Annotated in this window: 15 protein-coding genes; 6 read left to right on the forward strand and 9 right to left on the reverse strand. The window is 69.7% G+C overall.

All coding sequences use genetic code 11. The annotated features are described in order from the left end of the window. Positions 1–25: 25 nt before the first annotated feature. A complete protein-coding gene (locus AC1RSK_RS10750) occupies positions 26–1,462 on the forward strand; it encodes an aldehyde dehydrogenase family protein (protein WP_492907517.1) in 1,437 nt (478 codons plus the stop codon). A gap of 173 nt (positions 1,463–1,635) precedes the next feature. On the opposite strand, the gene AC1RSK_RS10755 is transcribed toward AC1RSK_RS10750, so the two are convergent. Genes AC1RSK_RS10755 through AC1RSK_RS10775 form a run of 5 tightly spaced genes read right to left on the reverse strand, consistent with a single transcriptional unit; the run spans position 1,636 to position 6,995 of the window. After that, positions 1,636–2,802, reverse strand: coding sequence for an aromatic ring-hydroxylating oxygenase subunit alpha (locus AC1RSK_RS10755; protein WP_492907518.1), 1,167 nt, complete (start codon positions 2,800–2,802; stop codon positions 1,636–1,638). A gap of 32 nt (positions 2,803–2,834) precedes the next feature. Further along, positions 2,835–4,031, reverse strand: coding sequence for a c-type cytochrome biogenesis protein CcmI (gene ccmI / locus AC1RSK_RS10760; protein WP_492907519.1), 1,197 nt, complete (start codon positions 4,029–4,031; stop codon positions 2,835–2,837). Next, a complete protein-coding gene (locus AC1RSK_RS10765) occupies positions 4,028–4,486 on the reverse strand; it encodes a cytochrome c-type biogenesis protein (protein ID WP_492907520.1) in 459 nt (152 codons plus the stop codon). Before AC1RSK_RS10765 ends, ccmI begins: the two co-directional genes overlap by 4 nt. After that, on the reverse strand, positions 4,483–5,022 hold the full coding sequence (locus tag AC1RSK_RS10770; RefSeq protein WP_492907521.1) for a DsbE family thiol:disulfide interchange protein: 540 nt from the start codon (positions 5,020–5,022) through the stop codon (positions 4,483–4,485). Before AC1RSK_RS10770 ends, AC1RSK_RS10765 begins: the two co-directional genes overlap by 4 nt. Further along, positions 5,019–6,995 carry a heme lyase CcmF/NrfE family subunit gene (locus tag AC1RSK_RS10775; RefSeq protein ID WP_492907522.1) on the reverse strand — a complete coding sequence of 659 codons (1,977 nt, stop codon included), beginning with the start codon at positions 6,993–6,995 and terminating at the stop codon, positions 5,019–5,021. Before AC1RSK_RS10775 ends, AC1RSK_RS10770 begins: the two co-directional genes overlap by 4 nt. Before the next feature lie 131 nt (positions 6,996–7,126). Between AC1RSK_RS10775 and AC1RSK_RS10780 the strand changes: the two genes are divergently transcribed. Genes AC1RSK_RS10780 through AC1RSK_RS10800 form a run of 5 tightly spaced genes read left to right on the forward strand, consistent with a single transcriptional unit; the run spans position 7,127 to position 15,481 of the window. Continuing rightward, positions 7,127–9,574, forward strand: a complete 2,448-nt coding sequence (locus AC1RSK_RS10780) for a cyclic nucleotide-binding domain-containing protein (RefSeq protein ID WP_492907523.1) — start codon at positions 7,127–7,129, stop codon at positions 9,572–9,574. Position 9,575: 1 nt separating this feature from the next. Then, positions 9,576–10,448, forward strand: coding sequence for a hypothetical protein (locus AC1RSK_RS10785; RefSeq protein WP_492907524.1), 873 nt, complete (start codon positions 9,576–9,578; stop codon positions 10,446–10,448). A gap of 7 nt (positions 10,449–10,455) precedes the next feature. Next, a complete protein-coding gene (locus AC1RSK_RS10790; protein WP_492907525.1) occupies positions 10,456–12,297 on the forward strand; it encodes a hypothetical protein in 1,842 nt (613 codons plus the stop codon). Next, on the forward strand, positions 12,294–14,558 hold the full coding sequence (locus AC1RSK_RS10795; RefSeq protein WP_492907526.1) for a CHASE2 domain-containing protein: 2,265 nt from the start codon (positions 12,294–12,296) through the stop codon (positions 14,556–14,558). Before AC1RSK_RS10790 ends, AC1RSK_RS10795 begins: the two co-directional genes overlap by 4 nt. Positions 14,559–14,611: 53 nt before the next feature. Further along, positions 14,612–15,481 carry a phosphodiesterase gene (locus AC1RSK_RS10800; protein WP_492907527.1) on the forward strand — a complete coding sequence of 290 codons (870 nt, stop codon included), beginning with the start codon at positions 14,612–14,614 and terminating at the stop codon, positions 15,479–15,481. Between the two features lie 29 nt (positions 15,482–15,510). On the opposite strand, the gene AC1RSK_RS10805 is transcribed toward AC1RSK_RS10800, so the two are convergent. The 4 genes from AC1RSK_RS10805 to AC1RSK_RS10820 all read right to left on the reverse strand — a co-directional run bounded on the left by AC1RSK_RS10805 (position 15,511) and on the right by AC1RSK_RS10820 (position 20,989). After that, positions 15,511–15,684 carry a hypothetical protein gene (locus AC1RSK_RS10805; RefSeq protein WP_492907528.1) on the reverse strand — a complete coding sequence of 58 codons (174 nt, stop codon included), beginning with the start codon at positions 15,682–15,684 and terminating at the stop codon, positions 15,511–15,513. Between the two features lie 50 nt (positions 15,685–15,734). After that, positions 15,735–16,172: a CBS domain-containing protein gene (locus AC1RSK_RS10810; RefSeq protein WP_492907529.1), complete on the reverse strand. Its 438-nt coding sequence runs from the start codon at positions 16,170–16,172 to the stop codon at positions 15,735–15,737. Positions 16,173–16,637: 465 nt separating this feature from the next. Beyond that, positions 16,638–17,078 carry a TonB family protein gene (locus AC1RSK_RS10815; RefSeq protein WP_492907530.1) on the reverse strand — a complete coding sequence of 147 codons (441 nt, stop codon included), beginning with the start codon at positions 17,076–17,078 and terminating at the stop codon, positions 16,638–16,640. Between the two features lie 14 nt (positions 17,079–17,092). After that, positions 17,093–20,989 carry an LVIVD repeat-containing protein gene (locus tag AC1RSK_RS10820; RefSeq protein WP_492907531.1) on the reverse strand — a complete coding sequence of 1,299 codons (3,897 nt, stop codon included), beginning with the start codon at positions 20,987–20,989 and terminating at the stop codon, positions 17,093–17,095.

The raw sequence follows: 20,989 nt of genomic DNA on the forward strand, positions 1-20,989 counted from the left end.
GCCGAGTTTGTTTTGGGAACCCGCCATGCCGCTCAAGGACGCCTATCCGCTGTACCTGGCCAACGAGGCCGTGGCGCCAAACCAGGACCTGGAGGTCACCGACAAGTACACAGGCAAGGTCGCCACCCGCGTCGCCCTGGCCACGCCCGACATCATCGACCAGGCCATCGCTGCCGCCGTGAAGGCGGCCGAACCGATGGCTCGGATGGCGGCCTATGAGCGGCAGGCGGTGCTGGCCCATTGCGTGACCCGCTTCACCGAGCGGCAGGAGGAGCTGGCGGACGCCCTGTGCGTCGAGGCCGGCAAGCCGATCCGCGACAGCCGGGGCGAGGTCACCCGTCTGATCGACACCTTCCGCATCGCCGCCGAGGAGAGCGTGCGGATGACCGGCGAGGTGCAGCCGCTGGACATCTCGGCCCGGGCCAAGGGCTATCAGGGCCTGTGGAAGCGGGTTCCGATCGGGCCCTGCAGCTTCATCTCGCCGTTCAACTTCCCGCTCAACCTGGCGGCCCACAAGATCGCCCCGGCCATCGCCGTCGGCTGCCCGTTCGTGATGAAGCCGGCCAGCCGCACGCCGCTGGGGGCGCTGATCATCGGCGAGGTGCTGGCCGAGACGGGTCTGCCGAAGGGGGCCTTCTCCATCCTGCCGACGACGCGGGACGGCGCCGACCTGTTCACCACCGACGAGCGGTTGAAGCTGCTGAGCTTTACCGGCTCGCCCGACGTCGGTTGGGCGCTGAAGGCCAGGGCCGGCAAGAAGAAGGTGGTGCTGGAGCTGGGCGGCAACGCAGGCGTCATCGTCGACGAGGGCTCCGACCTGGAGGACGCCGCGACCCGGATCATCTTCGGGGCCTTCTACCAGTCGGGCCAGAGCTGCATCGGGGTGCAGCGGATCATCGTCCACGAGAGCCTGTACGAGCCGCTGAAGGGCATCCTGGTGGCCAGGACGAAGGCCCTGGTGGCCGGCGACCCGCGCGAGGAGGCCACCTTCATCGGGCCGATGATCGACGTTGGAGAGGCGACGCGGCTGGAGGGCTGGATCGCCGAGGCGGTGGCGGCGGGGGCCACCCTGCTGTGCGGCGGCGGTCGCGACGGGGCGATGCTGGACGCCACCCTGCTGGAGGACGTGCCGCGCGGGCTGAAGCTGCGCGACGAGGAGGCCTTCGGGCCGGTCGCCATCCTGTCGAGATTCAGCGACTTCAAGGCGGCCCTGGCCGAGGTCAACGACAGCCGCTTCGGCCTGCAGGCGGGCGTCTTCACCCGTGACATCCACAGGGCCATGGCCGCCTGGGACGAGCTGGAGGTCGGCGGCGTCCTGATCAACGACGTGCCCAGCTACCGGGTCGACAACATGCCCTACGGCGGGGTGAAGGACAGCGGGCTGGGGCGCGAAGGCGTGCGGTTCGCGATGGAGGACATGACGGAGATCCGGAACCTGGTGATCCGGCGGGCGGCGATCTAGCGCCCTCCCTCCCCGAATGGGGAGGGCAGACGCGCGGTTACGCGCGTCGGGTGGGGAAGTCGGTCACTGAATTTCGAGATTGCGCACTGAGAAGCCGAGCGGGCGAGTGGCGGTGACCCACTGCCCCACCCGGCGCGCAACGCGCGCCTGCCCTCCCCATTCGGGGAGGGAGGTTACCGCGCCCAGCCTTTGGCCGGCGGGGTCGGCAGCTTCGATTCCGGGATCAGCGTCCGCATCCGCCGGGCGAAGCTCTTCAGCGCCACCTCGTTCTCGCTGAGCGGGCCCATGGCGTAGCTCGACGAGCCCATGCCGGCCTGCACCCGCTCGATCAGCGCCTTGTCCTCGATGTTGACCACGCGGTTGATCCGCCAGTTGAGATAGCGCGCCGCCTTCATTTCCCGCCGCTCGTCGGGCAGGACGTAGGCGATCTCGCGCAGCACCGTCCTGGTCGGCGACACGGGCAGGAACTGCATGAAGTCGATCTGGTCGGGATAGACGTCGAAGGCGACGTTCGGCCAGAGCTTGAAATAGGTCCACAGGCGCTTTCGATCCGTGGGCAGATGATCCACCTCCGGCAGGAACCGCTGGTACATCCGCTCCGACCAGTTGTCGGAGGGGCTTGTCCGCAAGGCGCCCCACATCTTGTCGGTCCAGGGCCCGGCCTCCAGGCCGTAGCCGACGCCGAACAGCCGGGTCAGGCCGGGGTGGGCGACGGTGATGTGCAGGCTGTCGCTGTAGTTGTCGGAGACGTTCTTCCAGTTGACGTCCCGCTCGCGCAGGGTGACGCGGCCGAGCGGCTGTAGCTCCTCCATGCGGTAGTGTTCGAGCTCGAAATAATAGTCGCCGAGCATCTCCTTGACGCTGGGCAGGCCGCCTTGCAGCCGCACGAAGACGAAGCCCAGGCAGATCTCGTGTTCGACGGGGACGAGGTTGTGGGCCGCCCGGTCGAAGTCGCCGAAGGCCTTGGCGTGCGGCACGCCGGCGAGGCGCCCGCGCAGGTCGTAGCTCCAGGCGTGGTAGGGGCAGGTCATGCGGACGCCGCAGTTGCCGCTCGGCCCGTCGACCACCCGCGAGGCGCGGTGGCGGCAGACGTTGTGGAAGGCCCGGACCTTGTCGTCGTCGCCACGCACGACGACCAGGCTCTCGCCGAGAAAGTCGAGGGTGTGGAAATCACCGGCCTCGGGGATATCCGACAGGTGGCAGACGACCTGCCAGCTGGTGCGGAAAACCGCCGCCTTCTCGGCCTCGAAGAAGTCGGCGTCGTGATAGATCCAACCGGGCAGGCCGAGGTTGGCGAGGTCCGGGTCGGTGTTCGGATGCAGGGGCTGGGCGGCGCTCATGGCGGCAGTCTAGCGAGTTCGGCGGCGTTTCTCTACGCCCCCGGAACCTTCAGCCCCCGCGCCGCCTCGCTGATCCGCGCCTGTTCGGCCGGTGAGTCCGCGAACGCCGCCCGGCCCTGTTTCAGCGCCCGCGCCGCCGCCGCCGGTTCGCCCAGCACCATGCGGGCCTTCATCAGCCTGACCCAGCCTTCGGCGTCGCGGGGCTGTTCCTGCAGGCGGCCTTCGAGGCCCTCGACCATGCCGCGGATCATCTGCTGCTGGTCGTCCGGGGCCAGGGTCTGGGCGGCGGCGATGTCGGCGGGGGTCGGGCCGCGGGGCGCGGAGCCGCCGCTGGCGGGCTTCAGCTTGCCGGTCAGGTCGATGCCGCGCTCGCGGGCCAGGTCCTCGACGAAGCGGCGGACCTCGCCGGCCCAGGGGGCGCCGTCGGGGGCGGAATTGATCAGGGCGATCCAGTCGGCCATGGCCCCATCGCGGTCGCCGGCCTGGTCCTTCTCGACGGCCAGGAAGTAGCGGGCGCGGGGATCGTTCGGGTCGAGCTTCAACGCCTGGCGGAAGGCGGCGGAGGCGGCCGGGGTCATCTGGCCCTGGGCGGCCTGGACGAGGGACTCGCCCTGGGCCGAGCGGTGCTCGGGGTTGGCCGGATCGCGCGCGGCGGCCTTGTCGTAGGCCTCGGCGGACTCGCTGAACTGGCCGGTCTGGAAGTAGGACCAGCCGAGCATGCGCCAGCCCTCGGCGTCGGCGGGATTGCGCGCCACCTGGGCCTGCAGCTGGGCGATCATGGCTGGCAGGTCGCCGCCGGGGTGGCCCTCCGGCAGGGCGGCCGAGCCCTCCGGGACCCCTCCTTCGCGGGTTTGGGCGGCGGCGGCGTTGGCGGAGGGAAGGTCCGGCTTGCCCATCACCGCATAGAGGCCGGTCGCGCCCAGCGCCACCACGGCCGCCAGCCCGAGCGCGAGGTAGAGGAGGCCCTTCTCGCCGAGCGGCCGGGCCGGCGCCTCGGGTCCCTTGGCCTCGGCCAGCATGCGCCGCTCGATCTCCAGTTTCAGGCGGGCGGCCTCGTCGGGAGTCACGGTTCCGGCGGCGGCCTGGGCCGCCAGTTCGGCCAGCTGGTCGGCGAGGATGCCGGTCGGCGTCGCGGCGACGTCCTTCGCGGGGCGCGGACGGGCCAGCGGAATGACCAGGCCGACCACGGCCAGCGCCACCAGCAGGGTGAGGACCATCCAGAGGATCATGATTTCTCACTCAGCAGGGCCTGGAGCCGGGCCTGTTCGTCGGCGTCGAGCGGCTGGGGCGCGGCGACCGCGCGGCCGCGCCAGTAGCGCCAGAGGCCAAAGCCGCCGCCGAGCAGCAGCAGGACCGGGCCGAACCAGAGCAGCAGGGTGGCGGCCGTCATCGGCGGTTTCAGCAGCACGAAGTCGCCATAGCGCTGGACGAGGTAGGCCTTGGCCTGGTCGTCGGTGTCGCCGGCGACGAGGCGCTCGCGCAGGATGGCGCGCAGGTCGGCGGCCAGGGGGGCGTCGGAGTCGTCGATGGTCTGGTTCTGGCAGACCACGCAGCGCAGCTCCTGGCTCAGATGCCGGGCGCGGGCCTCCAGCACCGGGTCCTTCAGCTGCTCCTCGGGGAGGACGGCGAGGGCGGGACCGGCGGCGAAGGTCAGGGCCAGGATGAGGAGCAGCAGACGTTTCACGATTCCGCCTCCAGCTTGTCGAGCAGCGGCTTGAGCGTGCCGGTCCAGACCTGCGCGTCGATCGGGCCGACGTGGCGATAGCGGACCACCCCCTTGGCGTCGATGACGAAGGTTTCCGGGGCGCCGGTGACGCCCAGGTCGACGCCGGTGCGGCCGGTGGGGTCATAGCCAACGCGGTCGTAGGGATCGCCGAACTGCAGCAGCCAGCGGGCCCCGGCGTCGCCCTTGTCCTTCCAGTTGAGGCCGTGCAGCGGCACGCCCTGCGCCCGCAGCCGCATCAGGAAGGGGTGCTCGACGCGGCAGGAGACGCACCAGCTGGCGAAGACGTTGATCAGGCCGGGCCGGCCCTGGAAGTCGCGCGAGGCCAGGCCCTTGCCGCCGGTCTTGCCGCGCATGTCGGGCAGGTCGAAGGCGGGCAGCGGCTTGCCGATCAGCATCGAGGGCAGGATCTTCGGATCGCGCCCCAGGCCGAAGGCCAGCACCCCGGCGATGGCCAGGAAAACCAGCACCGGGACGATGAAGACCAGCCGCCTCACGCCGCCGCTCCCGCCGTCTTCAGACGTGAAGGCTGCGGCGCGCCGAGCCGCAGGCGGCGGTCGCTGAGCGACACCAGGCCGCCCAGCGCCATCAACACCGCCCCGCCCCAGATCCAGCCGACGAAGGGATGGCTCCACAGGCGGATGACCGCCTTGCCCGCCTCGTCCCGCTCGCCGACCGAGATGTAGAGATTGCCGATCAGGGAGGGGCCGATGGCCGCCTCGATGGTCTGGCTCTGGCTGGAGGGGTAGAAGCGCCGCTCCGAGGTCAGCACCTTCGGCCCCCGGCCGCCGACGATGCGGAACACGCCGCGATCGGCCTGGTAGTTGGGGCCGACGACCTGGCCCAGGCTCTCCAGGACGACGGTGCGGCCGGCGAACTCCACCTGGTCGCCGGCCCCCATCCGCAGCACCTTGCTGGCCTCGAAGCCGCCCATGGCGGTGACCCCGACGCAGGTGACGCCCAGGCCCGCATGGGCCAGGGCCACGGCCCAGAGGGCGACCGGGGTGGTGCGGACCAGGACCCAGCTGCCGGCCAGGGTCTTCGATCCGAGGCCCCAGCGACGGACGAGGACCAGGCCGCCGGCCGCCATCAGCCAGACCCCGAGCGCGATGCCGAAGGCGGCCAGGGTCTTGCCCAGGCCAAAAGCGAAGGCCCCGACGACCAGGGCGAGAACGAACAGCCCGAGCGGCCAGCGCAGGCGGCCGAGCAACGCGCCCATCTGGTCCCGCTTCCAGTGCATCATCGGCCCGAAGCCGACGAAGCAGAGCAGCAGGGCCAGCAGCACCCCGCAGATCAGGTTGAAGAAGGGCGGCCCGACGCTGATCGCGCCATAGCCCATCAGGTCGTAGAACACCGGATAGAAGGTGCCGACGAAGACCGCGAAGGTGACCACGACGAGGATCAGATTGTTGACCGTCATCGCCGATTCCTTCGACACCACGCCGAAGGAAGCCCCCGTCCGCATGGCCGGGGCCCGCCAGGCGTAGAGGCCGAGCGCCGTCCCCGTCGCCGCCACGCAGAAGGCCAGGACATAGGCGCCCCGGGCGCTGTCGACCGCGAAGGCGTGGACGCTGTTGAGGATGCCCGAGCGGACCAGGAAGGTGCCGATCAGGCTGAGCGAGAAGGTCAGGATGGCCAGCAGCAGGGTCCAGCTGATCAGGGCCCCGCGCTTTTCCAGCACCTGAGCGCTGTGCAGCAGGGCCGTGCCCATCAGCCAGGGCATCAGGGAAGCGTTCTCCACCGGGTCCCAGAACCACCAGCCGCCCCAGCCCAGCTCGTAGTAGGCCCAGTGGCTGCCGAGCGCGATGCCAAGGGTCAGGGCCGTCCAGGCGAACAGCACCCAGGGCCGCACCCACCGCGCCCAGGCCGCATCGACCCGGCCCTCGATCAGGGCGGCGACGGCGAAAGCGAAGGCGACGCTGAAGCCGACGTAGCCGAGGTAGAGCAGCGGCGGGTGGCTGATCAGCCCGGGGTCCTGCAGCAGGGGATTGAGCTCGGTCCCTTCGGTTGGGGCCGGGAACAGCCGGGTGAAGGGATTGGAGGTGAACAGCGAAAAACCGAGGAAGGCGGCGCCCAGCAGCCCCTGCACGCCGAGCACCCGGGCCAGGAAGGTCGCCCTGAGCGTGCGGCCGAACACGGCCAGCGCCCCGCCATGCAGCGCCAGGATCAGGATCCACAGCACCATCGAGCCCTCATGGCTGCCCCACGCAGCGGCCAGGCGGTAGGCCAGCGGCTGGGTCGTATGGCTGTGGCGGGCGACCAGCTCGACCGAGAAATCGAGCGTCGCATAGCCCCAGGCGATGGCCCCGAAGGCGATGACGACGAACAACAGCTGCAGCAGGGCGGCCATGCGGCCCAGCCCCATCAGGGCGTCATCGCGGCGGTGGGCGCCCCACATGGCGACGGCCGTCTGCACCAGCGCCAGAACGAAGGCGAGGATCAGGGCGAACTGGCCGATTTCGGCGCTCATGGTCCCCCCACACGCTCCCCATCCACGCGATATACGTTAGTCGCAATCGGCTGTACTGGTAAAGCAATCCGGGGGCGGCAGGGGGCCGTATCCCGAGGGGTAGCCGGGTCTTTCGGCAAACGGGGCAAACGATGGAGGGAGTCTACAGGGTTGCGATCCTGGGCTCGGGGCCGGCCGGCCTCAGCGCCGCCGCGCGCGCCGCCCGCCGGGGGATGAGTCACGTCCTCCTGGAGAAGACCGACCGCCTCTCCGACACCATCTTCCGCTACCAGCGCGGCAAGCACATCATGGCCACGCCGACGCAGCTGGTGCTGCGCTCGGACATCGGCTTCGAGGCCGGCAAGCGGGAAACCATCCTCGGCCGCTGGGCCGACGACACCACCGGCCACAAGGTCAACGTCGCCTACCGGGCCGAGGCCGCCTCGGTCACCGGCCAGCGCGGCGACTTCACCATCACCCTGACCGACGGCCGGGTGCTCAAGGCCGAGACGGTGGTGCTGGCCATCGGCACCCAGGGCAACCCCAACGTCATGACCGTGCCGGGCAGCGACCTGAAGCACATCCAGTACACCCTCGACGATCCCACCGAGTACGTCGACGAGCACATCACCGTGGTCGGCGGTGGCGACGCCGGCATCGAGAACGCGCTGGGCCTGATCGCCGACCAGGCCCAGGGCAACGTCGTCACCCTGCTCAACAAGTCGATGGACTTCGCCCGCGCCAAGGAGGCCAACGTCAAGGCGCTGACCGACGCGGCGACGGCGGGGCGGATCACCATCCTGGCCGGCTCCAGCCCGGCCCGGGTCGATCCCGGCTTCATCACCATCGACACGCCGGAAGGCCAGCAGTCGATCCGCTGCGACCGGATCATCGCCCGCATGGGCTCGGCCCCGCCGCGCAAGTTCGTGGAATCGATGGGCGTGGCCTTCACCGGCCCCGACCGCGAAGCCTTCCCGCGCCTGTCGCCGACCTTCGAGACGACGGTGCCGGGCGTCTATGTGATCGGCGCCCTGGCCGGTTATCCGCTGATCAAGCACTGCATGAACCAGGGCTATGACGTCATCGAGTTCATCGACGGCAACCTGGGCCTCAAGCCGGCCGACGAGCCGATCCTCGAGGCCAAGCTGTCGGCTCTGCCCGGCGGCCAGTCGGTGGCCGAATGGCTGGAGTTCCTCCGCACCCGGATCGAAATCCTGCGCGGCCTGTCGACCCTGCAGATGCGCGAGTTCCTGCTCGATTCCACCGTCCGCGTCTGCCAGCCCGACGAGATCATCTTCCAGCGCAACTCGATCGGCTCGTCGATGTTCGGCATCGCCGCCGGCTCGGTGAAGGTCGAGGTCAATCCGAAGAACCGGCGGGAGACGGTGCCCATCGGCCAGGGCTCCATCTTCGGCGAGGTCGGGCTGATCTCCGGCCGCCGGCGCGGGGCGACGATCCGGGCGGCCGAGCCCTGCATCCTCCTGGAAATGCCGCGCACCGCCTCGCTGCGGCTGATGGCCCAGAACAAGGACGCCCGCGAGACGGTCAACCGCATCACCACCGAACGCCAGGTGCTGCAAATCTTCGGCTCGGGCCTGACCAAGGAGGACATCGCCGAGGTGCTGACCAGCGCCGAGCTGATCCAGGTCAAGGCCGAGGACGCCATCATCACCGAGGGCGAGGAAGGCTACGACATCTTCATCATCCGCTCCGGCTCGATGACCATCGAGAAGGAGATCGGCGGCAAGACGGTGTTCCTCAACTATGTGCCCGCCGGGTCCTATGTCGGCGAGATGGCGCTGATCGACGGCGGCCGGCGGGTGGCGACGGTGCGGGCGGCGATCCGCTCGGAGGTGGTGCGGCTGGACGGCGACCTGTTCCGTCGGCTGCTGGCGCGGAAGCCCGAACTCGAAGCCAAGATGCGCGAGGACATGCGGTCCCGCAAACAGATCAACAGCTACATCGAGGAGCAGAAGGACCGCTTCAGCGGCGTGGTCGACCTCTACTCCTCGGTGGCCGACTTTCTCGTGGACCAGGGCATCGGCGAGGCCACCGACGTCCTGCTGATCGACGAGACCCTCTGCGTCGGCTGCGACAACTGCGAGAAGGCCTGCGCCGACGTCCATGACGGGCTGTCGCGGCTGGACCGCGAGGCGGGCCGCACCTACGCCCACCTGCATGTGCCGACCAGCTGCCGACACTGCGAACACCCCTACTGCATGACCGACTGCCCGCCCAACGCCATCCGGCGCGGGGCCGACGGCGAGGTATTCATCGACGAGACCTGCATCGGCTGCGGCAACTGCCAGCGCAACTGCCCCTATGGCGTGATCCGCATGGACAGCCCGCCGCCGGACAAGCCGGGTCTCCTGAGCTGGTTCCTGTTCGGGGCCGGCCCGGGCCCCGGCGAGCCGGACCTGGAGTGGAAGACCAAGGCCAAGAAGAAGCATGGCGAAAAGCCCAAGGTCGCCATCAAATGCGACATGTGCGCCGGCATCGACGGCGGCCCGGCCTGCGTGCGCGCCTGCCCGACCGGGGCGGCGATCCGTGTCTCGCCGGAAGACTTTTTGACGGTCACCCGCGTCCGGGGCGGGGGCTGACATGGCGAAAGCCCCGCGCAAGGGACAGCGATCGGACGCCCAGGTCCATGTCGGCTTCCTGCGCCATGGCGGCTATCGCTGGGCCTGGGTCGGGCTGGCGCTCTCCATCGCCGCGGCGGTCGGCTACGTCCTGGCCGACGTCCATCCCCGGCCCAATGGCGGCAGCTGGTATGGCTACACCCTGGGGACCATCGGGGCCCTGCTGATCGTCTGGCTGACGGCGCTGGGCATCCGCAAGCGGGTGATCACCAAGGGCGACTGGTCGCTGAAGGCCTGGGTCTCGGCCCACGTCTATCTGGGCATCGCCCTGGTCGCCATCGCCACCCTGCACAGCGGCCTGCAGTTCGGCTGGAACATTCATACGCTGGCCTATGGGTTGATGATCCTGGTCGTGCTGTCGGGCGTCTACGGCATCATCGCCTATGCGGGCCTGCCCAAGGCGCTCAGCAACAACCGGCGCGAGACCACCCAGAAGCAGATGGTCGAGACCATCCGCTCGCTGGATCGGCAGCTCAACGACTCGGCCCAGCCCCTGAACCAGCGCCAGGCCGCCGCCGTGCGGCTGTCGCTGGAGAAGAGCAAGGTCGGCGGCGGCTTCCTCCGCAGACTGAGCACCAACCCCGGCGACTGCGGCACCCGCCGGGCGCTGCGCAAGCTCAAGGGCCTGTCGCGCAAGGCCAGCGAGAGCGAACTGGCCGCCATCGCCAATGTCACCGCCCTGCTGGACCGCAAGAGCGCCGCCCTGCTGCAGCTGCGCAAGCATCTGCGCATCCGCACCCTGCTGGGGGCCTGGCTGTCCATCCATGTCCCCGCCTCCATCGCCCTGCTGATGGCGCTCACCGCGCACATCGTCAGCGTCTTCATCTACTGGTGAGGCGGCGATGAGCTTCACCCTTCGCCAGATCACCAAGCGCGCCGCGGGCGGCGAGATCGTCCGTAAGAGGACCTATGCCGAAGGGCCGCTGCGCATCGGCCGGGGGACCGACTGCGAGATTCGCGTCCCCGACCTGGCGGTCAGCATCCACCACGCCACCCTGTCCCAGGAGGGGCTCGGCCGACTGCGCATCGACGCGGCCGGGGCCCAGCCGTTCGGCGTCGACGGCCGCTTTACCCGCAGCGCCGTGGTCAGGATCAGCGACGTTCCCGAACTCAGCTTCGGCGACCACCTGCTGACCATCGGCCCCGGCGTCGGCGACGAGGTCATCCTGACCCTGTCCCGCGTCGAGGCCGCCCCCGGCCAGGGCGAGGCCGCCACCCCGGCCACCCTGATCCCCCGGGCCCGGGTGCTGGGCAAGCGCCGCCTGGCCTGGACCGGCTTCCTGCTGATCGCCGTCCTCAGCCTGATCCTGCCGGTGCTGGCGGTGTACGGCATGCTGGGCAGCCATCCGAAAATCGACCTCGACAGCCAGTGGTCGTCGGGCCCGCTGTCCAAGACCCACGCCTTCCTCGAGAACGACTGCCAGGCCTGCCACCAGCAGGCCTTCGTCGCGGTGCGCGACAACGCCTGCCAGGCCTGCCATTCGGCCAGCCAGAGCCCGGCGCAGCTGCAGACGACGGCCGCCCGCCTGAAGGCGAAGGGCGCGCCGGACGAGCCGCTACGCACCGTCGCCGACCACGCCGGCCTGCGCCGCCTGGTCTGGGGCACGCCGGCGCCGGACAAATGGCATGAGAAGGTCTTCGACTACGCCCGCAAGGTCTTCAACCGCCCGCAGCAGCGCTGCGCCAGCTGCCACGTCGAACACATCGGCGACCCGCTGACCGACCCCGGCCACGCCAAGCCGACCCTGCAGACCGCCGATAGCTGCACCCAGTGCCATGCCGGCCTCGACCGCCGGCTGAAGGACACCCGGCTGGCCAATGTCGCCGACTGGGGCCGCCACCCGGACCTGCGCCCGCTGGTCACCGTCTCGCCGGCCCCGCTGCAGGTCCGCCGCATCTCGCTGGCCGCCCATCCGGCCGAAAACAGCGGGCTGATCTTCCCGCACGATCGGCATCTGTCGCCCACCGGCGGCCCGGCCCGCATGGCCATCAGCCTCGGCCGGGGCCGCGGCTACGGCGCGCCGCTGGATTGCCAGAGCTGCCACACCGAGGACCCGAAGGGCGGCAACTACCGGCCCGTCCAGATGGAGGCGGCCTGCGGCGCCTGCCACTCGATCGGCGCCCTGCCGCACGGCGACACCCGCAGGCTGGTCTCCTTCTTCCAGGGCGGCGGCGGTGTCATCGCCCGCAGCGGCCCGACCATGGGCCGCCGCCGGCCCGGCGATCCGGAGGTCTACAGCGGCGTCACCGCCAGCGCCGCCCAGCGCATCCGCGGCCTCTTCAGCCCCAACGGCGCCTGCTACGGCTGCCACGGCGCCTCGCCGCCGGTCGACGGCTCGCTGGTCTGGCGGGCCGGGCCGGTCCACCTGGCCGACGCCTGGCTGACCAAGGGGACCTTCAACCACGACGTCCCCGAGCATTCGAAGGGCCCCGACGGCCAGCCGGCCTGCAAGACCTGCCACGCCGCCGACAAATCCGGCTCGGCCAAGGACCTGCTCCTGCCGCGCCTAGCGACCTGCCAGTCCTGTCACGGGGCCGACAAGGCCAAGATCAAGCAGGCGGCCGGGGCCGACTGCGCCGACTGCCACAGCTATCACGCGCCGACACTGCCGGCCCGCAAGGAGCCGGCTCCTGCTGCTGTCGCCGCGGGCGGTCGAACCATCTCATGGGGAACAGGCCAATGAGCGAGAAGAAGGCCCGCAAGCCTCGCGCCGGCCAGAGCGCCGGCTGGGTCCAGACCCTGACCTCCGCCGCCCCCGGGCTGGTGGTCACCCTGATCATCGCCGTCATCCAGTTCGCGCAGCCGGCTCCCCTGGCGACCCTCGGCAACCTGGTGTTCGACAACTACCAGCGGCTTTATCCGCGCCCGTATGAAGAGGCCAACGTGCGGGTCGTCGACATCGACGACGAGACGATCAAACGCCTCGGCCAATGGCCCTGGCCGCGCACCGACACCGCCCGCCTGACCCAGGCCCTGGCAGACGCCGGGGCCGCCGCTATCGCCTTCGACGTGGTCTTCTCCGAGCCAGATCGCACCAGCCCCTCGCGCGCCGCCGAGATCCTGCGCCAGAACCCGGCGGCGAAAGGCGACTACGCCGACATCGCCGCCCTGCCCGACCACGACGCCCTGTTCGGCCAGGCCATGGGCGAGGCCCCGACCGTGGCCGGCTATTTCATGACCGAGGCGCCCAACACCGCCCGCCCGCTCGAACGGGCCGGGGTGGTGGCGGTCGGCACCCCGCCGATGAGCGCCCTGCCGGCCTTCAACGGCGCCATCCCGACCCTGCCGGCCATTGCCGAAAAGGCGGCCGGGGCCGGCTTCGTCAATGTGGTGAACCTGGAGGGCGGCGTCATCCGCAGCGCGCCCCTGGTCGCCCGCATCGGCGACCGGATCGTGCCGTCCCTGTCGCTGGAGGCCCTGCGTGTGGCCCAAGGGGCCGGGGCCATCATGGTCAAGGGGGCCGACGCCAGCGGCCAGTTCTCCGGCGGCCAGGTCGGGGTGATCGCCGTCAAGGTCGGCCAGTTGGCGGTGCCCACCACAAAGGAGGGCGAGCTGTGGATGCACTACACCGCCGACCGCCCCGAGCGGATCGTGCCGGCCTGGCGCATCCTGACCGGCGAGTTCAGCCCCGAGGAGATGAGGCGGAAGTTCGATGGCAAGGTGGTGTTCGTCGGGACCGGCGCGGTCGGTCTGCGCGATCTGGTCTCAACCCCCCTGCATGAGCGGGAGCTGGGGGTGATCGTCCACGCCCAGGCCGCCGAGCAGATGATCCTCAGCAAGTTCCTGTCACGGCCCGACTGGGCGCTCGGCTCCGAACTCTATCTTCTGATCTTCTTCGGGGTTGGCCTGGCCATCCTGTCCCCGGCCCTGGGGGCCCTGCGCAGCGGGGTGATCGCCGCGCTGTCGGTGGTCGGCGCCATCGCCGGCAGCTGGGCCGCCTTCCGCTATGGCGCCATCCTGCTGGATCCGACGACTCCCGTGCTGACCACCGCCCTGGTCTACACCATGGTCACCAGCTTCAGCTTCTATCGCGAAGAGCGCTCCCGGGCCTACATCCGCCGCGCCTTCGACCGCTACCTCTCGCCCGAGCTGGTCGAGCGCATCGCCCGCGACCCCGGCCAGCTGGAGCTGGGCGGCGAGGAGCGGGACATGACCGTGCTGTTCAGCGACATCCGCAGCTTCTCGCGCATCTCCGAGAAGATGGCCCCGCAGGAACTGATCAGCTTCCTGATCGAGCTGCTCACCCCGCTGACCGACGCCCTGCTGGCCCGCAAGGCGACCATCGACAAATACATCGGCGACGCCGTCCTGGCCTTCTGGAACGCGCCGCTGGACGATCCGGACCAGTACAGGAACGCCGCCAATGGCGCGCTCGACATGATCGACGCCATGAAGGAAATGAACGCCCGCCAGAGCGGTCTTGTCGGGCCCTGGCCGGGCGACATCGCCATCGGCATCGGCATCAACGCCGGCCGCTGCTGCGTCGGCAACATGGGCTCGCGCCAGCGGCTGAGCTATTCGCTGATCGGCGACGCGGTGAACCTGGCCTCGCGGCTGGAGGGCCTGACCAAGGTCTATGGCGTGCCGATCCTGATGGGTCAGACCCTCAGCCGGGAAATCCCGGAGTTCGCCCAGCTCGAGATCGACCAGGTACGGGTCGTAGGCCGCGATGCGCCGGAGCGCATCTTCGCCCTGCTGGGCCGGCCGGTGATGGCCGGCGACAAGGACTTCAAGGCCATGAAAACCGCCTTCGCCGAGATGCTCGCCGCCTATCGCGGCCAGCGGTGGGCAGAGGCGCAAATCGCCCTAACTCGGGTGAGGGAGACCGGCGCGGTGTTCGGCATCGAAAAACTTGCGGGACTCTTCGCCGAACGTATCGCACGTTATAGCGCTAACAATCCGCCCCCTGACTGGGACGGGGTTTATCAGGCTGAAGACAAATAGTGTTGGGAGGGCCGCGTACGGGCCGGATGACGACAGCAGTTTGAGGGGCACCGATGCTGATCGCCCAGATCACCGACCTGCACCTGGGCTTCGGCTCCGGCGGGGACTTCGAGGACAACGCCAAGCGCCTGCGCCTGGTGGTCAAGACGCTGAACGAACTGGTCCCCAGGCCCGACCTGGTGCTGGTCACCGGCGACCTGGCCGACCACGGCGACCTGCCCAGCTACAAACGGCTGAAGAAGACCCTCGACAAGCTGTCGATGCCGGCCCTGTTCTGCATGGGCAACCACGACAACCGCGACGCCTTCCGGCAGGTCTATCCAAGCGCCCCTTTCTCCGACGGTTTCAACCAGTACGCCGTCGACAACCTGCCCCTGCGCATCCTGGTGCTCGACACGCTTGAGGTCGGCCGCCACGGCGGCGGCTTCGACGAGGCCCGCGCCGCCTGGCTGGAGCAGCGGCTGGCCGAGTCCGACCGCCCCACCCTGATCGTCATGCACCACCCGCCGATCGACACCGGCATCGAGTGGATGAGCATCGGCCCGGCCGAGGCCTGGGTCGCCCGCTTCGAGGCCGTCGTCGCCCGCCACCGGAACATCGTCGCCATCCTGGCCGGCCATGTGCACCGGCCGATCATCTCGGCGTTCGCGGGCACGACGGTGCGGGTCTGTCCCTCGACCCAGCCGCAGGTCGTCCTCGACCTTGATCCCATCGACCTGGACCACCCCGACGACCGCCCGATGATCGTCGCCGGCCCGCCCGGCATCGGCCTGCACTGGTGGAACGGCAAGGCCCTGGTCAGCCACTACACCGACACCGACGAACAGAGCCGCGCCAAGATCCTCGCCCGCTATACGGTGAAGATGCAGGGGTTCCTGAAGCACCTGGCCCATGAGCGGGGCGAGGGGGCGGGCGGGCACTGAGGCCGCTACCGAGACCGCCACCGTTGGCGCTATGATCCCTTCAAGTCCGGCCGCGAGGCCAGGAACGCCGCCTTCTCGGCCGGGGTCAGCACATGGCCCTTCTTCTGGCGGCTGACCTTCGGGGTCGGCGGTTCGAACTTGCCGACCGGGCCCGATCCGCCCTTGAGGTCCGACAGGCGGGTCTTGGCAGGCGGGGATTTCACGGGCGTCGCTCCGAGTGGAACCCCCTTATGCCCTGTTGCGCGCGAACGCCCTAATGGACGGACTGCGTGTGCTGGCCACCGGGCCGGGCGATGTCGCCCAAGGCCTCGCCGGCCGCCGCCGCCTCGCCGTTGGTGGCCAAGTCGCTGAGCGAGATGATGCCGACCAGCCGCTTGTTGCGATCCAGCACCGGCAGGCGACGGACCTGGAGGTCGGCCATGTTCTTGAGCACGGAGTCGGCGTCTTCGTCCTCGTAGCAGTACATCACCTCTTCGCTCATCACCTCGCCGACGGTGGCCTCCGGGCCCTTGCCGCCGCCGATACCGCGCACGGCGATGTCGCGGTCGGTGATCATTCCGACCAACCGGTCATGGTCGCTGACCGGCAGGATGCCGGCGTCGACCCGGGCCATGGCCTGGGCGGCCTCGCGCAGGGTTTCCCGAGGATTGGCCATCTCGACCTCGCGGGTCATGCATTCGCCTACTCTCATCACAACCTCCTGGAGGGACGGCGGGGTCCGAACGCCCGGCCGAACAGCAGGGAAACCGGTCCCGGACGGCGGTGTTCCCCGCGGGCTGATCACGATTGCGGAGGGCGGCTATCGAAGCGGCCAGCCAGTATACCACCGGCCGATCGACCAACGGAAAATCCCGGCACCGCGCAAACGACCTGGAAGACGGGCCAGACCCCTTGGCCCCGTTGGTTTTGGCGTTGGTGGGGGCCGCGAGGATGTGGCCCGCGGCGTGGGTCGCGGCGTTGGTCGATACGCCGGGTTTGTTGGTCGAAAACGCGCCGCCGCGGCCTACGGCCTTCGGCGGGTCGGCGAAAGGGGCCGTCCGAGGGGGTGAATATGTCTAGACATATTTCTCAAGCTATTGAAATATAACTGCTTTTATGGCGCGCCCAACCTTCGGATTGCAGCGTGAACATCGACTCGCCGCCGACCAGTGGCGGTTCAGGATTCCGGGGGAGTGAAGGTCAGCGGGAGGCGAACCGTGGCGCCTTCGGCAGACGTTCCGTCAGCCATCGTCGGGCGCATGCGGAACTGAGCCGTCAGGCTCATGGCGGCCTCGCCGAAGCCCCAGTCGGCGGGGTTCTCCGAGACGACCCTGCAGTCCCGGAGTGTCCCGTCCGCATTCACCAGACAGGACAGTATCACGCGCCCGCCCTGACCTGCCGCCAGCGCGGCCTTGGGATAGGCCCGGAGGACGGCCCCCCAGGCCGGCTTGCGCACCCAGTCCGGAGGGGTGAGGACGGGGCTGCGAGGCGGGGCTGGCGGGGCCATGACCGGCGTCGGCTGCTGGATCAGCGGCGGATAGGGAAGGACCAGGTCCTGGGCGAACACGGGTGGCGCCGCGAGGGTGGCAAGGGCCAGGATCGGCAGAAGCCTGCGCACATCGAACTCCGGACTTATCGCAGCCAGTCGGCCATGCTGGGGGTGTCGGTCACCCTGTACACCTCGCCGTCGGGCCGCAGGAACAGCCGCTCCATCTCCGGGCGGTTGAACGGCCGCGAGCCGAGGCGGCCGAAGACCGCCATCTGGAAGCCGGTCTCGTCGACGGCGCGGTCGCGGTCGAGGCCGCGGGAGAGGGCCAGGGCCGGGGTCCTGGTCCTGGCGAAGGCGATCAGTTCGGGGACCGGCGCGGGGGAGAAGCCGTAGAAGTTGGGCTGGGTCGCCGGGCTGGTCAGCTGCAGAACCTTCAGGCCATTCCGCCCATCGGCGACGTAGGCGAACAGGCTGGCGTTGGTGGAGCCGATGATGACGTCCTCGGCGTCGTTCAGCCGGCCGTCGAAGGTCAGGCGCTGGACGATGCGGGGACTGCGCGGCCGCTCGATGTCGAGGATGACCAGGCCCTCGGCCTTGGCCGCCACATAGAGGTAGGTGCGGGCCGCATAGAGCCGCCGCGCATCGGCCAGCGGCACGACGGCGCCGGGGATGGCCGTCGGCCGGTCCAGGCGGGTGATGTCGAGGACGCGGACGCCCTGTTTGTCGGTGACGAACAGGTAGCGGAACTGCACGGCGCTGGCCCGCACGTCGGCCAGCGGCACGGTGGTCACGTGGCGCGGTTTGAGCGGGTCGTCGAGATCGACCACCACCAGCCCGGCCGTGGCGGCGATGTAGGCGTAGTGGCCGGCCAGAGTGATATGCCGCGCGCCGTTCAGCACGCCGCCGGGGTTCCAGGTCACCGCCCTCTTGAGCTTGTTGTTGCGCGGCTCGCCGTCGGCCAGGGTGTCGACGTTGACGGCGATCAGCCCCTCCCTGGCATCGGTGATGAAGGCGTAGTGGTAGATCGGGTGGAAGGGCTGCTCGAGGTTCTCCTGCTGCATCATCGGGGTGTTGCGCAGGGGATTGATCGGCTGGTTGGTCGGCAGGGCCATGCAGGTGGCGTTGCTGCTGGCCACATGGGTGTCGTGCCCGGCCCCGGAGAAGGGGGCGGTGACGATGCGCTCGGAGACGCCCTTGTTGCCGATGTTGGCCACGTCATAGACGCGGAAACCGCCGCGCCCCTCGGCGACGTACATGTATTCCCCGCGCAGCTGCAGGCAGCGGACATCGCCGCCGGCCCCCTGCCGCACATTGGCCATCTCCTCGACCGCGCCGTCCTTGGCCTTGCGGGTCCAGTTGATCAGCTGCAGCCGGTTCCTGCTGACATGCAGGCCATAGAAATCGGGGTAGGCGTACTTCTGCAGGTAGGAGCCGAACACCGCCTGCGGCTCGTCCCATTCGGTGACGCGAATGGCCTCGAAGCCGTCTTTCGCCCCGACCCAGGCATGCATGCCGACGAAGTTGACCGTGCCGGTCCCCAGGGTCAGCAGCTGGGCCATGATGGCGTTGTTGTCCTCGGCCGCCGAGACGTGACAGTCGGTGCAGGTCTTGGTCTCGGTGGTCCGCACCGTGTGCGGGAAGTGGGGCGCGAAGGCCTGGCTGGAGAAGCCGGCCGCCGAGACCGGCGGCTGCTGCACATAGATCCGTTCCCGGTTGATGTTGGTCGACGACAGCACCAGGGCCGAGCTTGAGCGCACCGGTGCGATGACGCCGCCCCGGGTCAGCTGGTGCCTGCCCAGCTGGAACATGTCGTCGCGCGCCACCTGTGGATTGTAGGTGGCGAAGTTGCGGCTCTCGCCGCCCTTGTCCTTGTGGCTGTCGGCCTTCCAGTTGGCCTCGATCGGCAGGTGGCAGCCGCCGCAGCTGGGCGTCCAGCTGGTGTGGCAGGTGAAGCAGGCGATCTCGGCCTCGGGGTGGGCCAGGTCCTTGTCGGGCACGCCGCCGCCGAAGGCGAAGGGTTTGCGCCCGGCCACGGCCTTGCTCATCAGCTTGGCGCGGGCCGCCTTGGCGTTGAAGCGCGGGCTGGTCGGATCGACCACGTCCTTCACCAGCGACACCTCCCACTCCAGCTTGGGGTCGATGATCGAGCGCTGCATCAGCACGCGGCGGCCATCGCGCTCCAGCCATTCGAAACGCCGCTGGCCGTCAGGATTGCGCAGCAGCATCAGGTCGGTGCCGCCGGGCGGCGCGGCCGGTCCGGAGGTGCGCAGGTTGGGATACTTGCGGGCGTTGCCGTGGCAGTCCTTGCAGCTGATCTCCACGGCCGAGGCGACCTCGCCCATGATCAGGCCGTTGCCGTGGCTGTCCTGGGCGAAGTGGCAGTCGGCGCACTGCAGGCCCTTCTCGGCGTGGATGTCCATCATGTGGACGGTCTTGCCGGGATTGACGCCGGGCTGGACGAACTCGCCCTCACCCTTGCGGCGCCACTTCTCCGGATCGTCCGGGCTGACGACCTTGCCGTCCTTGTCCAGCAGGTTGCCGGCCCGGTCGCGCTTGAACACGCCCCGGAAGTTCCAGCCATGGCCGTGGTAGTCGGCGAACTGGGTGTCCTTCAGCCCTTTGTTGAGGCCATAGACCTCGCGCATGAAATCGAGATCGCCCCACAGGCCGCGCGGCGCGGCGCCCTCGGGATTGCGGTCATTGACCTCGCGGATTTCCTTGTCCGACGGGTACTTCTGCTTCTTCGGCCACATGGCCGGGGCGTCGGACTCGTAGTCCCACATCGTGTAGCCGAGGTAGCTGTTCAGGAACATGTTCGGCTGGTGCATGTGGCAGTTCATGCACTGGCTGGTCGGGATGGCGCGGCTGAACACATGCTTCAGCGGGTGGCCGGGCGCGGCCTTGTCGATGGTCGGGTCGGCCGTCTGGCTCTGACCGTCGCGGCCGAACTTGGCGTAGGTCAGGCTGTGACGCGGCTCGCGGTCGTTGGCGTAGACGACATGGCAGCTGGCGCAGCCGGAGGAGCGATAGTCTCCCGGCTGATCATTGGTGCCGAGGAACCAGGTGTAGGGATCGTTCAGCCGGGTCTTGTGGATGTTGAGCACCGGCACGGCGATGCGCAGGCCGGTGCCCGGGCCCCGGTTCGACTGGCGGATATCGGGCCGGCCGGCTTCTTCCAGCCGCTGGGTCTGGCCGGTCGGGTTGGGCAGGCCGATCTCGGGAAACTGCGTGCCGATGTTGCGGCCGCCGCGCTCGAACACCCGGAACACATCGCCCGGCGGCGTCACCTGCCAGGTCGGCAGCGGATAGAGCACCGGCAGGGCGCCGCGCTTGGCCTGGGCCTCGGTGACCGTGCCCGGCGGGGCGCCGGGGGAGACGATCTTCGCCGTCTCGCCCTCGGGGGTATAGGACTCGCCGACCATGTAGCGTTTGAACGGCAGGACGCCGTTGTTGTAGCTGGCCCCGCCGTAGAACATCGCGCCGGTGGCCATCAACGACCGCTCATTGGCCTCGATCAGCCCCATGTGGCAGGCGCCGCAGGCCTGGCGCGCCACCCGGTAGTCGCCCGGATTGACGAAGCGGATGAACTCCGGCGACTCGCGATTGAGCAGGCTGTAGCTGCGCTTGGGATTGGCCGACCCCGGCCAGCCCCAGGCCTTCGGGTAACGCGGCAGGACGTGGGCCCGATCGCGGACGGCGACATAGGCCGCGCCGTCCTTGGGCGTTCCGGCCGGCAGGGCGGCGGCCGCATCGCCGCCGTGGCAATCCGTGCAGCCGATGACCACCGCCTCCGAGGCGTGCATCGACACCGAGTCGACGGGGCTGTGGCAGCTCATGCAGCCGGCGCTCTTGGCCTTGGCCTCGGCGGGGGTCTGGCCGGCTTTGGCGGCCGGGGCGACGGCGTAGCTGCGGGCGACCGCCTCCTCGTGCTCCTCGCCGCCGGCCAGGGCCGAGGCCGTGGTCAGGCCGCCCACCACAAGAGCAGAGGCCGCGATAGCCAGGGCTCCGAGCAGCCAGCGCCTGATGCCCCCCTGCGTCAT

It is taken from the genome of Caulobacter sp. GW821-FHT11A05, from assembly GCF_058809015.1.